The sequence below is a fragment of the Hymenobacter ruber genome (assembly GCF_054783255.1).
Genome location: NZ_BAAGQX010000003.1, coordinates 660808 through 681438, shown reverse-complemented (window position 1 = coordinate 681438; position 20631 = coordinate 660808). Strand labels below are relative to the sequence as shown.

General features: G+C 62.9%; 17 protein-coding genes. 4 read left to right on the top strand and 13 right to left on the bottom strand.

Translation table 11 applies throughout. From position 1 onward, the window contains the following. Window positions 1-132: 132 nt before the first annotated feature. From ACYVM5_RS09810 to fumC, 11 genes are all read right to left on the bottom strand, one after another. Window positions 133-3288, bottom strand: a complete 3156-nt coding sequence (locus ACYVM5_RS09810; protein ID WP_460617944.1) for an efflux RND transporter permease subunit — start codon at window positions 3286-3288, stop codon at window positions 133-135. A gap of 107 nt (window positions 3289-3395) precedes the next feature. After that, window positions 3396-4553, bottom strand: coding sequence for an efflux RND transporter periplasmic adaptor subunit (locus ACYVM5_RS09805; protein WP_460617943.1), 1158 nt, complete (start codon window positions 4551-4553; stop codon window positions 3396-3398). A 36-nt stretch (window positions 4554-4589) separates the two neighbouring features. Further along, complete coding sequence (locus tag ACYVM5_RS09800) at window positions 4590-4859, bottom strand: hypothetical protein (protein ID WP_460617942.1); 270 nt, start codon at window positions 4857-4859, stop codon at window positions 4590-4592. Window positions 4860-5037: 178 nt separating this feature from the next. Then, a complete protein-coding gene (locus tag ACYVM5_RS09795) occupies window positions 5038-5547 on the bottom strand; it encodes a gluconokinase (RefSeq protein WP_460617941.1) in 510 nt (169 codons plus the stop codon). A 138-nt stretch (window positions 5548-5685) separates the two neighbouring features. Beyond that, entirely contained in the window at window positions 5686-7068 is a 1383-nt protein-coding gene (locus ACYVM5_RS09790) for a sensor histidine kinase (protein ID WP_460617940.1), read from the bottom strand. A 156-nt stretch (window positions 7069-7224) separates the two neighbouring features. Further along, on the bottom strand, window positions 7225-7902 hold the full coding sequence (locus ACYVM5_RS09785) for a response regulator transcription factor (protein WP_460617939.1): 678 nt from the start codon (window positions 7900-7902) through the stop codon (window positions 7225-7227). Between the two features lie 103 nt (window positions 7903-8005). Further along, window positions 8006-8497, bottom strand: a complete 492-nt coding sequence (locus ACYVM5_RS09780; RefSeq protein WP_460617938.1) for a DinB family protein — start codon at window positions 8495-8497, stop codon at window positions 8006-8008. A 105-nt stretch (window positions 8498-8602) separates the two neighbouring features. After that, the gene (locus ACYVM5_RS09775) at window positions 8603-9058 is read right to left on the bottom strand and encodes a DUF6970 domain-containing protein (RefSeq protein WP_460617937.1); all 456 of its coding nucleotides are present in this window, start codon (window positions 9056-9058) and stop codon (window positions 8603-8605) included. Window positions 9059-9146: 88 nt separating this feature from the next. Continuing rightward, window positions 9147-9554, bottom strand: a complete 408-nt coding sequence (locus ACYVM5_RS09770; protein WP_460617936.1) for a diacylglycerol kinase family protein — start codon at window positions 9552-9554, stop codon at window positions 9147-9149. After that, a complete protein-coding gene (locus ACYVM5_RS09765; RefSeq protein ID WP_460617935.1) occupies window positions 9547-10140 on the bottom strand; it encodes a GNAT family N-acetyltransferase in 594 nt (197 codons plus the stop codon). Before ACYVM5_RS09765 ends, ACYVM5_RS09770 begins: the two co-directional genes overlap by 8 nt. 129 nt (window positions 10141-10269) lie before the next feature. Then, entirely contained in the window at window positions 10270-11670 is a 1401-nt protein-coding gene (fumC, locus tag ACYVM5_RS09760; protein WP_460617934.1) for a class II fumarate hydratase, read from the bottom strand. Between the two features lie 211 nt (window positions 11671-11881). Here fumC and ACYVM5_RS09755 point away from each other — a divergent pair, with 211 nt between their 5' ends. Both ACYVM5_RS09755 and ACYVM5_RS09750 read left to right on the top strand, forming a co-directional pair. Continuing rightward, window positions 11882-12265, top strand: a complete 384-nt coding sequence (locus tag ACYVM5_RS09755; RefSeq protein WP_460617933.1) for a dodecin family protein — start codon at window positions 11882-11884, stop codon at window positions 12263-12265. 199 nt (window positions 12266-12464) lie between these two features. After that, a complete protein-coding gene (locus tag ACYVM5_RS09750; RefSeq protein ID WP_460617932.1) occupies window positions 12465-13541 on the top strand; it encodes an alpha/beta hydrolase family protein in 1077 nt (358 codons plus the stop codon). Between the two features lie 73 nt (window positions 13542-13614). Here ACYVM5_RS09750 and ACYVM5_RS09745 read toward each other — a convergent pair whose 3' ends face one another. Further along, the gene (locus ACYVM5_RS09745) at window positions 13615-14811 is read right to left on the bottom strand and encodes an energy transducer TonB (protein WP_460617931.1); all 1197 of its coding nucleotides are present in this window, start codon (window positions 14809-14811) and stop codon (window positions 13615-13617) included. After that, a complete protein-coding gene (locus ACYVM5_RS09740) occupies window positions 14798-15493 on the bottom strand; it encodes an RNA polymerase sigma factor (RefSeq protein WP_460617930.1) in 696 nt (231 codons plus the stop codon). The genes ACYVM5_RS09745 and ACYVM5_RS09740 overlap by 14 nt, the downstream gene beginning before the upstream one ends. Window positions 15494-15637: 144 nt before the next feature. Between ACYVM5_RS09740 and ACYVM5_RS09735 the strand changes: the two genes are divergently transcribed. Both ACYVM5_RS09735 and ACYVM5_RS09730 read left to right on the top strand, forming a co-directional pair. After that, the gene (locus tag ACYVM5_RS09735) at window positions 15638-17656 is read left to right on the top strand and encodes a vWA domain-containing protein (RefSeq protein WP_460617929.1); all 2019 of its coding nucleotides are present in this window, start codon (window positions 15638-15640) and stop codon (window positions 17654-17656) included. Between the two features lie 182 nt (window positions 17657-17838). Next, window positions 17839-20610 (top strand): T9SS type B sorting domain-containing protein, encoded by a 2772-nt coding sequence (locus ACYVM5_RS09730; RefSeq protein ID WP_460617928.1) that lies wholly within the window; start codon window positions 17839-17841, stop codon window positions 20608-20610. Window positions 20611-20631: the final 21 nt, after the last annotated feature.

Genomic DNA, 20631 nt, shown 5'->3' with positions numbered 1-20631 from the left:
CCCGCGACTCCCTTCTTCGGAGAAGTGAGCCGTGGCGTGGGCGATGTAGCGCGGACTTTTAGTCCGCGCGTGGATTATCTATTCGGGCAACTCGCGGACTAAAAGTCCGCGCTACAATTCGGCTGGTCGCACTTAATGCGCCACTAACCCCTTTTCCTCCACCACCGCTGCATCTGCTTCCAGATTCTTTGGTTTCTCGAAGCTGGCGAACAGCACGTACAGACCCGGAATCAGCACCATGCCGAAGACGGTGCCGATGAGCATGCCGCCCGCTGCCGCCGTACCGATAGAACGGTTGCCGAGGGCCCCCGCGCCGCTGGCTACTACCAGCGGAATCAGGCCGGCGATGAAGGCGAAGGAGGTCATCAGGATGGGGCGCAGGCGGGATACGGCGCCTTGCACGGCGGCTTCGAGCACGGTGGCCCCGGCGCGGCGGCGCTGCTCCGCAAATTCGATGACGAGGATGGCGTTTTTGCCCAGCAGACCGATGAGCATTACCAATGCCACCTGGGCGTAGATGTTGTTTTCGAGGCCCAACAGCTTGAGGCTGACGAAGGCGCCGAATATGCCGGTGGGCAAGCTCAGCAGCACCGGCAGCGGCAGCAGCAGGCTTTCGTACTGCGCGGCGAGGAGCAAATACACGAAAATCAGCACGATGCCGAAGACGTAGAGGGCCTGGTCGCCGCTCAGGATTTGCTCGCGGGTCATGCCGCTCCACTCGTAGGAAAAGCCTTTGGGCAGCACCTTGGCCGCCACTTTTTCGATGGCCGCGATGGCGTCGCCGGAGCTGTGGCCGGCGGCGGCGTCGCCGTTAATCATGGCCGAGGTGTACATGTTATAGCGCGTGAGCTGGTCGGGGCCGAACACGCGCTCCAGCTTCACGAAGGTGGAGAAGGGCACCATCTCGCCGCGGTTGTTTTTCACGTGCAGGGCCAGCAGGTCGTCGGGGCGGCCGCGGTACTCGGGGCCGGCCTGCACCATCACCTTGTACATCTGGCCGAAACGGATGAAGTTAGAGGCGTAGTAGCTGCCCAGCAGCGTTTGCAGCGTGCTCATGGCCTGGTCCACGGTCACGCCTTTTTTGGCGGCCATGTCCTGGTCAACGTGGATGAGGTACTGCGGAAAGTTGGGGTCGAAGCCGGTGAACGCGCCGTTGATGGCCGGCTCCTTTTGCAGCGCCGCCAGGAAGGTTTTGGAGGCCTGGGCCGTCTTCTGCAAGTCGCCGCTGCCCGTCTTGTCCAGCAGGCGGAACTCAAAGCCGCTGCTGTTGCCGAAGCCGGGCACCGTGGGCGGCGGCAGAAACTGAATCTCGGCATCGGCAATGCCCTTGGTCTTGTCTTCCAGCTCCTTGATGAACTCGGCCACCGACTGCTCCCGCTCGTCCCAGGCCTTGAGGTTAATCATGCCCATGCCGTAGCTGGAGCCCGCCACCTCGTTCACGAGGCTGTAGCCGGCCAGGGTCGAAATCGATTCTACTGGCTTAAGCTTTTGGGCGATGCGCTGCACTTGGGCCAGCACGGCCTCGGTGCGCTCCACGGTGGCCCCGGCGGGCGTGGTCACGTTGATGTACACCATGCCCTGGTCCTCGGTCGGGATAAAACCCGAGGGCAGCACCTTGCTGATGCCCCAAGTGGCTCCGAAAAACAGCAGCAGCACCCCGATAGTCACCACGCGGCGGCCAGCAATGCCGCCCAGCAGGCCCTGGTAGCCGCCGGCCAGCTTTTCATACTTGTTGTTGAAGCCCTTGAAAAACCGGCCTAGCAGGCCCGTGCGCTCGCCCTCGTGCGTCTTGAGCATGAGCGCGCACAAGGCCGGCGTGAGCGTCACGGCATTCACGCCCGAAATGACGATGGCAATGGCCAGCGTGAGCGAAAACTGCCGGTAAAAAACGCCCACCGGCCCGTCCATAAACGACACCGGAATAAACACCGCCGACATCACCAAGGTAATGGCAATCAGCGAGCTGCTGATTTCGTGCATGGCCTCGAAGGTGGCGCTGCGGGCGTCCATGTGCTTCTCCTCCATCTTAGCGTGCACGGCTTCCACCACCACAATGGCGTTATCGACCACAATACCGATGGCGAGCACCAAGGCGAAGAGCGTGAGCAGGTTAATCGAAAAGCCCAGCATCTGCATGAAGGCCAGCGTGCCGATGAGGGCCACCGGCACCGCCAGCGCCGGAATCAAGGTCGAGCGCCAGTCCTGCAAGAGCAAGTACACAATAATGAAAACCAGTACGAAAGCTTCCACCAGCGTCCGCAACACCTCGTGAATACTGGCGTCCAGAAACCGCGACACGTCATAAGCAATGCTGTATTTCATGCCGGGCGGGAAGCTGGTTTTTTGCAGCTCGGCCATGCGGTTTTTCACGTTTTCGATAACCTCGCTGGCATTTGAGCCGGGTCGCTGCTTCAGCATGATGGCCGCCGAGGGCTGCCCGTCGTTCTTCGATGACATGCCGTAGGTGAGCGTACCAAATTCCACGTCGGCCACCGCTTTCAGGCGCAGCACCGAGCCGTCGGGGTTCGAGCGAATGACGATGTTGCGGTACTGTTCGGGCTCGAAAAACTTGCCCGTGTAGCGCAGCACGTACTGCAATTGCTGGGCCTTGCCGCCCGAGCTTTCGCCCGATTTGCCGGGGGCCGCTTCCACGTTCTGGGCCCGGATGGCGTCCACGATTTCGTCGGTGCCCACTTCGTAAGCGGCCATGCGGTCGGGCTTCAGCCACACCCGCATCGAGTATTCCCGCGAGCCCATAATCTCGGCAAAGCCCACGCCGTTGATGCGCTTGAGCTCTTGCAACACGTTGATATCGGCGAAGTTGTAGATGAATTGCTCCCCCGCCGTCTTGTCGTCACTCGTAATGTTGAGGTAGAGCAGCATGGAGTTTACCTCCTTTTCCGTCGTCACCCCCGCCTTGATAACTTCCTCCGGTAGCTCGTCAATCACCGTCGTCACGCGGTTCTGTACGCCCACGGCGGCCAGGTCGGGGTCGGTGCCCACTTCGAAGAACACCGTGATGAGCGTGACGCCGTTGTTCGAGCTCACCGAGTTCATGTAGGTCATGCCCGGCACACCGTTGATGGCGCGTTCCAGCGGCGTGGCCACGGCCTTGGCGCACACCTCGGCGTTGGCCCCGGTGTACTTGGCCGTCACGGTCACGGACGGCGGCACGATGTCGGGAAACTGCGTGATGGGCAGCGTGAACAGCGCCAGCGCCCCCAGCAGCACCAGAAAAACGGAAATCACCAGCGAGAGAATCGGCCGGCGGATGAAGATGTCGAACATAAGCAGAACAGTAGCGCGGACTTTGTAGTCCGCGTCCGGGCGGAATAATACTGGGTCGATTGATGATTGCGGCGGCAAACGCGGACTACAAAGTCCGCGCTACTCCCCTACTGCGCCGCTACCGCGGCCGTATCCAGCAGCACGGCTTTGGGGCTGATTTTCTGCTTGTCGTGCAGCTCGGGCGCACCTTCGTACACCACCCGCTCGCCGGGTTTCAGGCCCTCCTTCACCACGTAGAAATCGCCCAGCCGCGTTTGCGGCTTGAAGCTGCGGGTGTGCGTCACGCCGGCTTGGTCCACCACGTACACAAAGTTCTGGTCCTGAATCTCGAACACTGCTTTCTGAGGCAGTAGCAGCGCCGTAGGCAGCTGGTCAGTCAGGCGCACCTTGCCCGAAGCACCGTGCTTCAGCAGCCGGTCGGGGTTGGGGAAGCGGGCGCGCAAGGCAATGGAGCCGGTATTGGGGTTGAACTCGCTCTCGGCCGTTTCGATGTGGCCCGTGAGCGGGTAGACTTCGCCGTTGGCCAGCGTGAGGTGCACCGAATCGGAGTGCAGCTCGGGGTGCTCGCGGCGGGCCTTGGTGTAGTTCATGTAGCTGCCCTCGGCCACGTCGAAATAGGCAAATACCGAACTCAAATCCGACACCGTGGTGAGCAGCGTGCCTTCCTCCACCACACTGCCCATTTTGAGTGGAATACGGTCAATCACGCCATCGAAGGGAGCACGTACCAACGTGTAGCTCAGGCTGAGGCGGGCGGCAGCCTCACCAGCGCGGGCATCGGCTACGCGGGCGTCGGCCTCGCGTATCTTGCTGTTGGTGAGCTTTAATTCGGTTTTGGCGATGACGTTTTTATCGACCAGCAGCTTCACCCGGTCGCTTTCCACGCGCACGGCGGCGGCCTGGGCCTGGGCGCTGGCCACCGCCGCCTGGGCCTGGCTCAGCTTGTTGCGGTAGGCGCTGGCGTTGATGCGGAACAGTGGCTGGCCTTTCTTCACGGGCTTGCCTTCGTCCACGTAAATGTGTTCGAGGAAGCCCGCCACCTGGGCCCGCACTTCCACATTGCGCACCGCTTGGATGTCGGTTACGTAGTCGCGGTGCAGGGCTTGGCTGGACGTTTTCAGGGTGACCACCGGCACTTCGACCAGTACCTCGACGGATTCTTTTTCGGCCTTGGCCGAGCAGCCGCTGAGGCCACCGGCCAATAGGCCAACTGCCGCCGCCAGCGCAAAAGAGGGAAAGAAAGTGCGACGCAAAAAGGGGCTCATGGGAAGGGGAAATAGACGGGAAAAGCCACGCGCCCGCTAGCGGGCCGTGGCAGTAGCCGTAGGCAAAGCATTAGAAATGGTGGGGCGGAGGGCCAGCAGGCTGTCCTGCTGCTGATGGGCGGCCTGGCAGCGCGCCAGCAGCCGCTGCGTTAGGCGCAGGTCGGCTTCGGTTTCCTGCAGGTCTTCGCAGTCACCCGCTGGCGCGGGTGTTTTGTATAGCAGGAAGCCATTGAGCCCCAGCGACAACGCCAAGGCCCCGGCCAGGAGCAGAACCAGAAAATTAAGGGGCCGGAGTTGGGTGGACATTGTCGTTTGCGGTGGTGGCAACTGCCCGCAAAGCACCCAACCCGACATTAAAACGGTATGAGAACCGTATTAGAATACATGAAAACGGCACGTGGCCGCTGGATAGGCGCACCATTGCGTCTCGTTATTCGAGCCGTCTGGGCGACATCGTTTAACGACGAGACGCAATTAGGCGTCTCTACCGCTTCGTGCCTACCGCCGCGTCCGCTTTCAACGCGTCCACAGTCTGGTTCACCAGTTCCTCCGGCGTGCTTGTGATGGAAAGGCGCAGGGCATAAGCCGGCCGCTCCAGTGTCGCCAGCTGCGAATCGAGCATATTGGAGTGCATGTAGTGGCCTTTGCGCCCACCTATACGCTCCAGCAGCAGCTCCTTGGGGCCGTCCAGGAAAACCCAGTGCAGCGGCTCCGTCGACTGGCTTTGCAGGGTGTCGCGGTATTTCTCTTTCAGGGCCGAGCAGGCCAATACGGCGCCGCCGGCTTTTTCCCATTCGCCCAGCTTGGTGGCCAGCGTGGCTAGCCAGCCGCTCCGGTCCTCGTCGGTGAGGGGCGTGCCGTGGGCCATTTTGTCGATGTTGGCCTGTGAGTGGAAGTCGTCGGCGTCGTAGAATGGCAGGTTGATTTTTTGGGCGAGCAACTCGCCCACCGTTGTTTTGCCGCAGCCCGAAACCCCCATGACGATGAAACTCATACCTGCCTGATTGATTTAAAAAAAAAGGTAATACGTTGAAAATAAAGCCCAATTAGAGGCTTCCGGCGGTGGCTACAGTTGCCGGCCTTTCTTTACGAAATGCTGAGCTTAACGGGCGTGCGCCGGGCCCGCCACAAGCTAGGCGGCTGGCAGCCACACCGTGGCCGTAGTGCCTTGCCCAGGCACCGAGGACAACTCCAGCCGGCCGCCGTGGCGCTGCACAATGCGCTGCGTGAGCGGCAGCCCCAGGCCGTAGCCGGGCCGGCCCACCGCGCCCGCCGCCCGGTACAGCGGCTCGTAGATGCGACTCAACTCCTCGGGGGTGAGGCCGGGCCCCACGTCGGCAATGCGGACGCGCAAGGTCGTTGGCCCTTCGTAAGCCAGTTCCGCCTGTACCGGACCGGCCGAATATTTGCCGGCGTTGTCCAGCAGGTTCAGCAGCGCGGTGGTCAGGAGCTCGGCATTGCCGGGCACCATGAAAACGTCGGTTTCGGCTTCGGCCGGCAATTCGCCGAACGCCAGCCGAAATTCCCGCCCCGCGTACTTGGCGCGGGCAAAACTCAGCGCCTGGTTCAGGCATTCATCCAGCCGCACCGGCTCAAATTCCGGCAGTGCACCGTCGACCTTTGCCAATGACAATAAGCTGCTGGTCAGGGCTGTCAGATGCCGGGAGGCTTCCAGCGCCTGCGCCAGGCTCTGCCGCGCCTCGGGCAGGGAGGCATCATAGGCCAGGGCCGTTTCCAGAGTGCCGGTGAGGGTGGTGAGGGGCGTGCGCAGCTCGTGCGAGGCGTGGGCCAGGAAGCTTTTCTGGGCATCAAAAGCCTGCTCCAGCCCGGCCAGCATGGTGTTGAAGACGTGCGCGAGCTGGGCCAGCTCGTCGCGCCCGTTGCCTTCCGACAGCCGCCGGCCCAGGCTGGTGGCCGAAATTCGGCCCGCCTGCCGGCTGATGCGCGCCACCGGCCGCAGGGCCGCGCCCGCAAAATACCAGCCCGCCAAAATGGTGAGACCCAGGGCTCCCACGTTGCCCAGCGCCAGCAACAGGCGCACCTGCTGCAGCCACGCCCAGCCCACCCGGTCCTCGGCCGAAACGAAAATGCGGTACACCCTCCGTTGGCCCTCGTGCTCGTGCTCGAAAGCCATGCCTACCGTTTCGCGCTGGCCCACGGCCGGGTAGCTGATGCGCTGCCCCGGCTGCAAGCCCGCCAGCCGCGCCCGGTTCACGGCCTGGTCGATGTTGTCGGCGCTGCTGTAGCGCAGGGCGTTATCCGGCCCGTAAATGCTGATTTGCTCGCCGCTGAGGGTGAGCAGGTCGCCCCGCCGCAGGCTGCCCATCGTGCCCACTTCGAGCTTGTGGCTGCGCACTAGCAGCCGGCCCGCCAGCGTGGCGCTGGTTTCGAGCCGATGCGCAAAGCGCTGAAACCGCGTGTTGGCGTTGAAGTAATAGATAAACACCGAAAAGCCGAGCTGGATGCCCAGCACCAGCAGCGTAAACCGCAGCATCAGCTTATTGCGAATCAGCATATTTTTGGTGCTTAGTGTCGTCTGTCATCCTGAGCGCAGCGAAGGACCTTCTCACGCCTGAACGGTTTACAGCAACTTTTTACTGCTAGCTTTCTCAACGTGAGAAGGTCCTTCGCTGCGCTCAGGATGACAGATAACCTCAAGCGCTAAAAGAAATTACTCCTCCCGCATCACATAGCCCATACCCACCACGGTATGGATGAGCTTGGGCGAAAACCCCCGGTCCAGCTTCTTACGCAAATAACTCACGTACACGTCAATAACATTGGTGGTAGTGTCGAAATCCAAATCCCAGACCCGCTCGGCAATGTCGACCCGCGAAACGACCCGGCCGCGGTTGCGCAGCAGGTGCTCCAGCAGCGAATACTCGCGGGTGGTGAGGTCGATGCGCTGGCCGGCGCGGGTCACGGTTTTGGCGTCGAGGTCGAGCACGAGGTCGGCCATGCGCAACTCCTGGCGCTGGCCGGCCGCGGCAGCGTAGCGCTGGGTGAGCGCACGGGCGCGCATCAATAATTCCCTGAATTCGAATGGCTTGACGAGGTAATCATCGGCCCCGGCCGCGAAGCCGGCTTCTTTGTCGTCGAGACTGTCGAGGGCGGTGAGCAGCAGGATGGGCACCAGGCGGCTGTTGGCCCGAATGCGCTGGCACAACTCCACCCCGTTGACATAAGGCAGGTTAACATCGAGAATAACCAGGTCGTAGGGCTGCTGCTCGTAGAGCGACCAGCCGGTGCGGCCGTCGTAGGCCACGGTCAGGTCGTAGCCTTCGTGCTCAAAGCCTTTTTTGACGAATGAAGCCAGCGGGGGCTCATCCTCAACCAGCAGAATTTTCATAAGGCAGAAGGTTATGCGCGGCTATACGGGTGCAAGCTAAACGCAGAACAGGCAGCCTGGACCAAATTGCCAGACTGCCTGTTGCGTTCGTTCGAAACCTGCCTTACAGCTGCGGCTGCGCCTGCCCGCTCATTTCGCGGCAGTAGGTGATGAAGTCGGAGTTGACGGGCTCCAGGCCGCCTTCGCGCATTTTGGTGGCTGTCTGGGCCCGGTGGTAGGTGGCGTGCGTCACGGCGTGGGTCAGGATGTCGCTCACCAGCGAATCGTAGGCATCGCCCTGCGAGTTGGTGTACTGAATGTGGCGGCCCAGTTCGGCTTCGTCGGTGATTTCACAGAGTTCGCGCAGGCGTTCCGACGACTGCTCGTGCCAATGGTGGATGCCGGCCAAATCGTGCTCCTGCCACACCTTTACGGGGCTTTGGGTGCCGGTGATGCGGGCAATCCAGATGCATTGCGCGTTGATGGCGTGGCTGAACAAGCGCAGCACCGGCTGCGGAATTTCCTGGCCGGCCGCTACCGACGAATCGAGGCGGCGCAGCAGAGTCTCGTTGGCCCAAACGTTGAAAGCGCCGAGCTTGGCAATTGTGTTAATCATAGGGAGTTAAAAATTAAGAGCTAGGAGTTAGGAGTTGAAGAATCGGATGCTGAGCCGGCAAGCTGCCATTTTCAACCCCTAACTTTTAACTGCTAACTCTTAACTCTACCTGGGGTCTTGCCAGACCAGCTTCTCGTTGGTTTTGTTTTTTTCAAAGTCCGGGCACTTGCCATCGCCCTTGCCCGTGATGCCGCCGTCGGGGTTGCAAATCAGCCGGCCTTGGGTATCGAAGACCTGCGAAAACTGGTCGCAGCACGGGGCCGACTGATAGTACACGGTTTGGCCCTCGTATTGGTAGCGCAGAATGCGGGTGATGGGGTTGCGCTTGCGCTCGGCCAGCACGGCCGCGATGCGGGCTTTCAGCCATTGCGGGCGCGCCGTGGTGTCCGATTCGGGAATGCGGGCGTACACGGGGTCCACGGTGTTGGCGCTGGTGGGGGCCGCGTCGGTGGCGCTCACCTGGCCGCTGGGCGGCGGCGAGGTAGGCGTGGTCACGCTCACCTGTTGGTGGGCACAGGCCGTGGTGAGGAGCAAAGCAGCAGCGAAAGAGAACAAACGCATAGGAATGGGGGAGAAGCAAGGCGCGCCCACGAGCGGGGGCTGCTTATGGGTACGCCCGGCGCGGCCAATAGTTGAGGGAAGGCCGCAATCAGGCGTTAAAAAAGTAGGGCCCGAACACCAGCGCCCCCACCACCAGCGCGCCCAGCGCCGCCAGCAGCACGGCCCCGGCGGCAACGTCTTTGGCCTTGCCGGCCAGCGGGTGCCAGGCCGGCGAAGCCAAATCGGTAAGGGCTTCGATGGCGGTATTCACCAGTTCTGCCGACCATACGCAAGCCACCGCAATAGCCACCAGCGCCCATTCCAGGCGCGTGATGCGGCAGTAGAGCCCCAGCCCAATGACCACCACGGTAGCCAAGGCGTGAAAGCGCAAATGCACCTCGGAGCGCAGCGCCGACCACACGCCGCGTCCGGCGTGGCCAAAGCTGGCCACGCGCCGTCGCCACAGGCCGTCGGGTGGGCGCAGCCGGTCGGGGGCGGGTGAGGTGGGCTCAGCCACGGGTTTCAAATTCTTTGAACGTGGAATTGCGCAAGGCCGGCCACTCGGGCCGGATGATGCTGAAAATGACCGTGTCGCGCCGCACACCGCCCTGCGTGAGGCGGTGGCTGCGCAGGGTGCCTTCTTCGGTGGCCCCCATGCGGGCCATGGCCGTGCGCGACTTGTGGTTGCGCGAGTCGGTTTCTAGCTCCACCCGCTCGCAGTTGAGTTGCCCGAAAGCGTGGCAGAGCAGCAGGTGCTTGCAGGCCCGGTTCAGGCCCGAGCGCTGGAACTTGCTGCCCACCCAGGTGTAGCCGATGCTCAGGCGCTGGTCGGCCTCGGCCACGTTGTAGTAGCTGGTGCTGCCGGCCAGCTCGCCGGTTTCGCGGTCGACGATAGCGAAGGGGTAGCGCAGGCCCTGCTCGCGGGCTTCCACGGCCTGGCGCAGGTAGGCGGCCAGGCTCACGGCATCGTCGCCCCGCGTGAGGGTGTATTTCCAGATATCGGCATCAAAAGCCACGGCTTTGAGGGCTTCAAAGTCGGTGAGCTCGAGCGGGCGCAGCCGGACGCGGTTGTTTTCAAGGACTACTTGGGCGGAAAAATCCATAGGGCTGCAAAGATGCCGGGAAAAAAGAAAAGCCGCTGTCATCCTGAACGCAGTGAAGGACCTTATCACGTCCGAACGAGCCGGGCAACGTGATAAGGTCCTTCACTGCGTTCAGGATGACAGACGGTATTATTTAATCTCGCCCACCATTTCCTCCGGCTTCATCCACTCGTCGAACTCGGCGGCAGTCACGTAGCCGAGCTTGATGGCGGTTTCCTTCAGCGTCGAGCCGTTTTTGTGGGCCGTCTGGGCAATTTCGGCCGCTTTGTAGTAGCCGATGTGCGGGTTGAGGGCCGTCACGAGCATCAGCGACGAATCGACGTGCTTCTGGATGTTTTTCTTGATGGGCTCGATGCCGACGGCGCACTTGTCGGTGAAGCTCACGCACACGTCGCCGATGAGGCGGGCCGAGTGCAGGAAGTTGTAAATCATCACCGGCTTGAACACGTTCAGCTCGAAGTGGCCCATGGAGCCGCCCACGGTGATGGCCACGTCGTTGCCCATCACCTGAGCCGCCACCATCGTCATGGCCTCGCACTGGGTGGGGTTCACCTTGCCGGGCATGATGCTGGAGCCGGGCTCGTTGTCCGGAATGTCGATTTCGCCGATGCCGGCGCGGGGGCCGGAGCTGAGCATGCGAATGTCGTTGGCAATTTTCATCAAACTCACGGCCACGGTTTTGAGGGCGCCGTGGGCTTCCACGATGGCGTCGTGCGCGGCCAGGGCCTCAAACTTGTTTTCGGCCGTGATGAAGGGTAGGCCGGTGAGCTCGGCAATATGCTTGGCTACGTTCACCGAGTAGCCCTTGGGCGTGTTGATGCCCGTGCCCACGGCCGTGCCGCCGAGGGCCAGCTCGCTCAGGTGCGCCAGCGTGTTTTTAATGGCCTTCAGGCCGTGGTCGAGCTGGCTCACGTAGCCCGAAAACTCCTGGCCCAGCGTGAGCGGCGTGGCGTCCATGAAGTGGGTGCGGCCGATTTTGACGATGTGCATGAAGTCTTTCGACTTGGCTTTCAGCGCGTCGCGCAGCTTCTCGATGCCGGGAATAGTCGTCTCGACCAGAATTTTATAGGCCGCGATGTGCATGGCCGTCGGGAACGTGTCGTTCGAGCTCTGGCTCTTGTTCACGTCGTCGTTGGGGGCCAGGGCCTTCTTTTCGTCGGTGAGCTGGCCGCCGTTCAGCACGTGGCCGCGGTAGGCAATCACCTCGTTCACGTTCATGTTGCTCTGCGTGCCCGAGCCGGTTTGCCACACCACCAGCGGGAACGAATCGGCCAGCTTGCCGGCCAGAATCTCGTCGGCCACTTTGCCAATCAGGTCAGCTTTCTCGGCCGAGAGGATGCCCGCGTCGCGGTTGGTGAGGGCGGCGGCTTTCTTGAGGTAGGCGAAGGCGGCGATGATTTCCTTGGGCATCCGGTTGATGTCCTGGGCGATGGGGAAATTCTCGATGCTGCGCTGGGTCTGAGCGCCCCAGTACGCGGTAGCAGGCACCTGAACGGTGCCCATGGTGTCCTTTTCGGTGCGGAAAGCCATTAGGTGGTGGGTTGGTGGATTTAGTGGAGTAGTGGGTGGGCGGAGCGTTGCCGCCGCCGTGCCCGAATGCAAAAGTACGTTGCCGCCGTAGCGCGGCTTTTACCCGAACAGAAATAGCCGCCCAAAGGCTTCCTGCGTACAGCAAAAAGGCGCTGGTGAAGCCTGCCGCGCCACTCCACCAGCCCACCAATCCCATAATTCCCCAACCCGCATGTCCTCCATCAAACAAGTCATCGAAATCCTGGCCTCGTCCGAAAAAAGCTTTGAAGACGCCCTGCAACGCGCCGTGGCCCAGCTCAGCAGCTCGGTGCCAAACATCAATTCCATCTACATCAAAGACCAGAGCTGCAAAGTGCAGGCCAACCGCATTGTGGAGTACCGCATCACGGCCAAGGTGAGCTTCGGCACGCCCACGGAGGAATTCGACCTCTCGGAGCTGGAGCGCACCTACGACGAAGCCCCCGTGTCGGGCGGCAACGGCGCGCCCGACTACAGCCACCTCAACCTGCACACCCAGCCCGACCTGCCCACCCCCGCCGAACCCGAAAACGGCAGCGCCACCGAACCCGGCAGCGGCGGCGGCTACAGCGGGTAGGGCTTAACAAGCTTCACTAAAACGGCAAGCGTTTGTCATCCTGAGCGCAGCGAAGGACCCTCTCATGTTTGAGCAATTCGTTCAGGCGCGATAAGGTCCTTCGCTGCGCTCAGGATGACAAACGTTTGGGGATTACCAAACAGGTTAAGCAGCGCCTATCTTTCGTCGGCATACTTCTGTGCCTCTTGCCTTGCGTAAAATGAAGCTTTCGACTCCCTTGCGCCTCGCGGTGGCGCTGCTGTTTGGTACGGCCGGTTTTATGGGTTGCAACCAACCCAAAGCGCCCGAAACCAGCGCCGCGCCGGCCGCCACGCTGACCAGCTACTTTGCCGATTCGGATACCGGCGTGCAAACCGGCAACGTGCAGGTTATTCCCATCAGCACGCCCAAGGGCCAATTTAAAGTCTGGACCAAGCGCTTTGGCAACAACCCCAAAATCAAGGTGCTGCTGCTGAATGGCGGGCCGGGGGCTACGCACGAATATTTCGAGTGCTTCGAGAATTTCCTGCCGAAGGAAGGCATCGAATTCATTTACTACGACCAGCTGGGCTGCGGCAATTCCGACAACCCCAAAGACACCTCCATGTGGAGCCTGCCGCGCTACGTGGAGGAAGTGGAGCAGGTGCGCCAGGCCCTGAAGCTCGACAACACCAATTTCTACCTGCTGGGCCACTCCTGGGGCGGCATCCTGGCCGCCGAGTACGCCTTCAAGTACCAGCAAAACCTCAAGGGCCTCATCATTTCCAACATGATGATGAGCTGCCCCGACTACGGCCGCTACGCCCAGGACGTGCTGGCCAAGCAGATGAAGCCCGAAGTGCTGGCCGAAATCCGGCAGCTCGAAGCCAAAAAAGACTTCGATAACCCGCGCTACATGGGCCTGCTCGAACCCAATTTCTACGCCGAGCACCTGTGCCGCATCGTGCCCAACCCCGAGCCCGTGACGCGCTCAATGGGCAAGATTAATCAGTCGCTCTACGTCACCATGCAGGGCCCCAGCGAGTTTGGTATCTCCGGCAAACTCACCACCTGGGACCGGGTGGCCGACCTGCCCAAACTCGCGGTGCCCGTGCTCAGCATCGGCGGCAAGTACGACACCATGGACCCCGAGCACATGCGCATGATTGCCACCAAGGTGCAGAAAGGTAACTCTCTCATCTGCCCCCAAGGCAGCCACATGAGCATGTACGACGACCAGCAAACCTATTTCACCGGCCTCATCAAGTTCCTGAAAGCGGTGGATGCCGGCACCGTGCAGCCCGGCGCGGCGCTGTAGCGCGGTCGTACCCGGAGGGCCTTTTAGTCCGCGAGTTATGTGTGCTACTCGCAGACTTAAAGCCCGCGCTACGTTAAAACGTCACAGTCAGCTCGATGGGCAGGTCGGTACGGCCGCCGCCGGCAATGCCCGGCTGCCAGCCCGGGCCTTCGCACACCATGCGCAGGGCCTCGTCATCATAGTCTTTGCGCAGGCTGCGCAGCACTTTCAGGCTGCTTATTTTGCCATCGGCTCCCACCATAAACCGGAGGCGCACCGTGCCGTGAAGGTGAAGCTGACCCTCGCCCGGCTCGAACGCGTCGGCTTCGCGATGCAGGTAGTTGCGGAAGGCTGGCGTGCCGCCCACCGGGGCGGGATTGATGGCCGGAGTGGCCGGCATGGGCGTGTTGGCCACGCGCACACTGGCAGTGTTGTCGGTTAGCTGACCGGAGGAAGGGGTTTTGGCTTTGGAGGCGAACGACCGGCTGGCCCGGGCAGCTTTGGCATTGGCCAGCGTGTCGGGTGCGGCCATCTCGGTAAGAGCGGAGGGTTTGGAGGGCACAGAATCGACCGCGCTGGTGGCGGTGGTCACAGCGGCTATAGTCGAGGCAGCGGCGGCAACTCTGGATTCCTTTTGGGCTTCCGGGGCCGGAGCGGCATCGGCCATTGCCATTGCATCGGTGCTGGCGGCCTCCATAGCCTGCCCACCTGGCCGGCCAAGCGGTGCCGCCCGCCGCGAACGAGCCGGCCTGACGGCTGCATAATCAGCAGCTTTTGCGGCAGCTTTTGGCGGTGCTGGCGCTACGGCTACTGCGGTTTCTGGCGCACTGGCAGCTTCCATTTCTGCTGGCTCTGGCACCGGGGCCGGGCGTGCAGCGGGTGCGGCCGGTGGGGGCGTTGCGGTGGTTTCGAGCCGGGCCGTGGCGGCTGGCGGAGCGGTTTCGTGCTGCTCCCAGGTCCAGATGCCGCCGGCTACTACGCCCAGTACGGCCGCCGCGGCCGCAATGCGCGGCCAGGCCCAGCCGCCGGCTACGGGCGCCGGCTCTTCGGTCCCGACGCGGGTTTGCAGGCGGGCGCGCAACTCGGCCACGGCCTGGTCGGTGGTGGCCGGGTCGCTCATCGAAAAGCCCGTCAGCAGGTCGGCGCAGCGTTCGCAGTCCAGCGTGTGGGCCTCAATGCGGTGCTCCTCGGCGGGCTGCAGGGTGCCGGCCGCGTAGGCGCGCAGCTCCGCTGGGGCCGGGTGGGGGCCGGGGGCGGGCAAGCGGGCAAAAGGCGAATCAGCGGGCAGCATGGCGGGGGTTGTTGGCGTCGGGGGCGGGTGGTGAGGGGCGGGGAATGGCGATTTTGGCGGGCGTGGGCGGCTCCAGTTGGCGGCGCAGCATGCGTTTGCCGTTTTGCAAATGGCTGCGCACCAGGTTTAGTTCGAGGCCGGTTTCGGTGGCGATTTCGCGGTAGCTTTTCTTTTCGAGGTAAAATAATTCGAGGCAGCGGCGCTGGGCCGGGGGCAGCTCCGCCAGGGCCGCTTCGATGCTTTGCAGGCGTAGTTCGGCGGTTTCGGCGTCCTCGGCGGCGGCCTGTTCGTCTGGCAGATGCCGGGCGGCGGCCAATTCCACATCGGCCGCATCCGGAAAACTAAGCACGAGCGGCCCGGCGCTGGGGCCGGCCCGCTTGCGGGCGCGCAGCTGCATGAGGCAGTGGTTGCGGGCGGTGGTGTGCAGCCAGGCCGGGAAATTTTCGGGGGCGTGGGTGCGCAGCACTTTCACCAGATGCTCAAACAGCTGCATGGCCGCATCCTGGGCATCTTCGTCGGGCGGGGCCAGGTAGCGGCGGCACACGGCAAAGGCCTCGGGCAGGTACCGGTCGTAGAGCTGGCCGAGGTCGGCCACGTTGCCGTGCGCGCGGTAGCGGGCCAGCAGCTCCTGGTCGGAGAGTGGCGCAGCGGCAGCGGGCGACGAGGAGCGGCGGAAGAACATCGGGCCGGGAAGTTAGCGCCCGCCGCCGGCATTGAAGGCGACCGACGGCCGGGGATAGGGCTACAACTATTTTTTGGGCTCCGTTGTGCAATCAACCAAACACGGGCATCAACGGGGCATACTTCACCCCCTAACGCCGATGCCATGAGAAACCTGTTGCTGCTGCCGCTCCTAGCCGTGCTGCTGGCCCCGCCGCCCGCCGCCGCTCAATCGACGCCCCACAAAGTTGCTCATCCAGCCTCGAAGAACACCACCAAAAACTGGGTCGTGTCCGGCGTGGTCACCGACCAAGTCAATCAACAGCCGCTGCCCGGCGTTACGGTCCTCGTCAAAGGCACCAATCTGGGTACCAGCACCGATGCGCAGGGCCGCTACTCGCTCATGGTGCCGGGCGCGGCGCGGGCCGTGCTGCTTTTTAATTACATTGGCTATTTGCCTGTAGAGCAACGGATAGGGGTGCATCATACCCTGGATGTGAGTTTGAAAACAGATACCCGCCAATTGGAGGAAGTGGTGGTGACGGGCTACGGAACCACGACACATCGTGACATAGCTGGCTCGGTTTCGACCGTGACGATGACGGAATCGAGGGCTGATAAAAAATCTAAATCAGCAGCCCGGGCCCTGCAAGGGCGCGTGGCAGGCTTAGCAGTTAATTCCAACAGCCCCTACGCGTCAGCGCCTGTTGGGGTACCTTACCCCGCCCAACAGGAAGCCGGCGCCGGCGATACCTACGCCCACATCAAGGAAAATGCCTTTTTCGAGGCGAAGAAAGACCCGCTCAGCACCTTCGCGCTCGATGTGGACAACGCCTCCTACTCCAACGTGCGCCGTTTCCTGAACGAAGGTCAGCTGCCTCCGCGCGATGCCGTGCGAGTGGAGGAAATGCTGAACTACTTCCGCTACGACTACGCCGCGCCGCCCACCGCCTCGCCCGACCCCGTGCACATCAGCACCGAGCTGGCCGCCTGCCCCTGGAACCCGGCCCACCAGCTGGCCCGCATCGGCATTCAGGCCAAACGCATTGAAACGGCCAAGCTGCCGCCCGCTAACCTGGTATTCCTCGTCGATGTATCGGGCTCGATGGACGAGGCCGACAAGCTGCCCCTGGTGCAGGCCGGCCTGAAGCTGCTGGTGAAGCAATTGCGGCCTCAGGACCACGTGGCGCTGGTAGCCTACGCCGGTGCGGCCGGCTTGGTACTACCGCCCACGCCCGGCAATCAGCCACAGGTCATCCTCGACGCCATTGAGCGGCTGCGGGCCGGCGGCTCCACGGCGGGCGGCGCGGGGCTGCGGCTAGCCTATTCCACGGCCAAGCAAAGCTTTCAGAAAGAGGGCAACAACCGCGTGATTCTGGCCACCGACGGCGATTTCAACGTGGGCGAAAGCTCCGATGCGGCCATGGAGCAATTGATTGTGGACCAGCGCGAAAGCGGTGTGTTTCTGACGGTGCTGGGCTGCGGTCGCGGCAACCTGCGCGACAGCCGCATGGAAACCCTGGCCGACAAGGGAAATGGCAACTACGCCTACCTCGACAACCTCGACGAGGCCGGCCGGGTGCTGGTGGCGCAGTTCGGCGGCACGCTCTTCACCGTGGCCAAGGACGTGAAGCTGCAAATCGAATTCAACCCCGCCCGCGTGGCCAACTACCGCCTGGTGGGCTACGAAAACCGGCTGCTCGAAGCCGAGGATTTCAACAACGACCGCAAGGACGCCGGCGAGCTCGGGGCAGGCCACACCGTCACGGCCCTCTACGAAATAGTGCCCGTGGGCAGCACCCAGCCCCTCATCGACAACCTGAAATACCAGCCCAATAACACCCAGTCGCTCCCTCACGCTGCCACTCAAAACGAAGTGCTGACCGTGAAGCTGCGCTACAAAGAGCCGCAGGGCAGCAACAGCAAGCTCTTAGCCCAGCCGCTGGTAGGTGCCCCGGTCGCCATCGCCAATGCCTCGCCCGATTTCCGCTTTGCCGCCGCCGTGGCGCAGTTTGGCATGCTGCTGCGCCAGAGCGAGCAGCGCGGCACCGCCACCTGGGCCGCCACCGAGCAGCTGGCCGACGGGGCCCGCGGCAAAGACGCCGACGGCTACCGCGCCGAGTTCGTGCGGCTGGTGCGGCTGGCCAGCGGCCTGAGCGGCAGCGGCAGCGTGGGCGTGCGATGAGCTAGCGCGGACGCTGCGAGTCCGTCCGCACGGGCCCCGAGCCGGTCGAAAGCATTCACACCCAAACGCCGGGTATTTTATGGAAACGAAATTCCCATAAAATACCCGGCGTTTCTTTGCGTTGATGATTCCGGGTGAGGCCGCCTCACCTGTGTCCCCTTTCCATTTTACCCTTCTACGCCTTGTTGAAATTTCTACCCACCAGCTGGCTTTTGCCCGCTGGCTGGCTGCTCGTACTGAGCTGCCTGCTGCCTCAATTATCCCGCGCTCAAACGCCGCCCACCTTCGATATGGCCGTGCGCGTGCTGGCCCCGGGGACCAACAGCCGGCCCACTTCCCACGATGTGGTGGTTGATGCCGCAGGCAACAGCTACATCAGCGGCCAATTTGCAGGGACTGCCCGCTTCAATAATGTTGTCCTCTCATCGGTGAACAGGGGCAGTACCTATGTTGCTAAAATAGATGCAACCGGCAGCTACCGGTGGATTGTGACCCTTGATACCTACGCCGATATTGGAGGGGCTGGGCTGACGGGTGACAATCAAACCAGCCTGGCCGTTGATGCTGGCGGCAATGTGTATGTGGCGGGTAGTTTTAGTGGCGCTACGCTCACGCTGGGTAATACCACGCTCACCAATGCGGGTGGCAGCGACCTGTTTGTGGGCAAACTGGATGCGAATGGCAACTGGCTGTCGGCGGTGCGGGCCGGCGGAACAGGCAGCGAAAGACTAGCCGGTATGGCCCTAGATGGCAGTGGCAACGCCTACCTCAGCGGCCAATTTACCGGTACGGCTACCTTTGGCGCTACGGCTCTGCCCAGTGCAGGAATGGAGGACTTATTCGTGGCCCGCCTGGATGCCAACAGTACCTGGCGCTGGGCCGTGCGCGGTGGCAGTAGCACCTATGATGTGGCCACCGACGTGGGCCTGGATGCCGGTGGACATGCCTACGTAACGGGGCTGCTGACGGCCGACGGGCAGTTGGGTTCGTATCCCTTGCCCAAGGCAATGTTTGTGGCGCAGCTCGATGCCGGGACCGGAGCCTACCAGAGGGTCACCCCTATTGCCCCCAGTGTTGCTACCGTTTTTACCAGTGGGCTATCTATCACCCGGCTGGCCGTTGATGCCGCCGGCGCGTGTTACCTCGCCGGCAGCTACCTCGGTAGCCTCACTTTTGGAGGCTATACCATCAGCAGTATGGGCACCACAGTTTCCCTCGATGATGTATTCGTGGCCAAGCTTGATGCTGCTGGTACTTGGCAGTGGGCCAGCACGGCCGGGGGGCCATGGGGAGCGTACTGCACCGGCATCGTGGTTGATGACCGCAGTGGGGTCTATATCAGCGGAAAGTTTCGGGGGGCTACTCAGTTCGGGGGGACTTCGTTGGTTTCACAAAATACTGGCCTGAACACACACGATATCTACGTAGCTAAGCTCAATACCACTGGCAACTGGCTGTGGGCGGTGCCCGCCGGGGGCCAGCAGGACGATTGGAGTACCAGCCTAGCCCTGGGGCCTTTTGCAACTCCCTATACCGTGGGCGAGCATTTCAGTTCCTCCCTCAGCTTTGGGGCCATTACCGTGCCCGGTGAGGCGATATTTGCGGGCTCCACCCACGTAGCCCGCATGCAACCCAACCGGCTGCGTATCGTCGGCGACTCCATGCTGTGCGGCGGCGGCACCGCCCGGCTCACGGCCAGCACTCTCGGTGCGGGCATTAGCTGGCGCTGGAATACCGGCGCTACCACGGCCAGCATCGCCGTCACGCAGCCCGGCACCTATACCGCCACGGCCACTTTTGCCAACGGCTACAGCCTGTCGGAGACATTTCGGGTGCGGAGCATTGCGCCGCCTACCGCCGTAATTACGGGCAATGCAGGCTTCCTCTGCCCCGGTACGCCGCTTCCGCTCACGGCCGTGGCAGCGGGGGCCGTGGGCTGGCGCTGGAGCACGGGTGCTATCACCCCCGGCATCACCGTCACGCAGCCCGGTACTTACCTGGTGACGGTCACTTTCAGCTCGGGTTGTACCGCTACGGCGCAGGCGGTGGTAGTGGGCAACGAGCTGCATATCAATGGCCGCCTGCAGCTGTGCCCGGGCCAGAGCACCACCCTGACGGCAGCGGCTACCGGCGCGGCCGTGGTGGGCTACCGCTGGAACACGGGTGCCACCACGCCCACGCTGCTGGTAGGGCAGGCCGGCACGTTCCAGGTCACGGCCACCTTTGCCGATGGCTGCCAGCGCACGGCCACCCACACCGTGGGCCCGCCCGTGGCCAGTGTGGCCTCCGTGAGCGGCGATACGCTGCTGTGCCCGGGGGCCAATTTCACGCTCACGGCCCTCAACCCCGATGCTATTGCCTACCGCTGGAACACGGGGGCCACCACGCCCACCATCGTAGTGACGCAGCCCGGCACCTACGGCGTGGTGCTCAGCTACACCGGCGGCTGCACCAGCCGCGACTCGCTGCAGGTACTGGCGGTGCCCGCCATCCCGGCGCTCACGCTCGGGGCCGATACCACGCTGTGCCTGGAGCAGCCGCTGCTGCTGCGGGCTCCGGCGGTGGCCGGCCCCAGCGTGTCGTTTCGCTGGTCCGATGGCAGCCGTGGCCCCACGCTGGCCGTGCGCGAGGCCGGCACCTACACCCTGCAAATCCGCACGCCCTGCGACAGCCTCACGCTGCGGCGGCGCGTGGCCTACACCAGCTGCTTGGTGGTCCCCAACGTTATTACACCCAACAACGACCGGCAAAACGACCTGTTCGTGATTCAGAACCTCACCAGCGGCGACTGGGCCCTGACGCTCTACAACCGCTGGGGCCGCCAGGTGTACCACACCAACGCCTACCACCACGACTGGGGGAAGGATGCCGCCGCCGGCCAGTACTACTACCTGTTGCGACAGGCCGCTACCAACACCAGCTACAAGGGCTGGCTGGAGGTAATTCGGGAATAATTGCGGCGGACTCACCCTGTC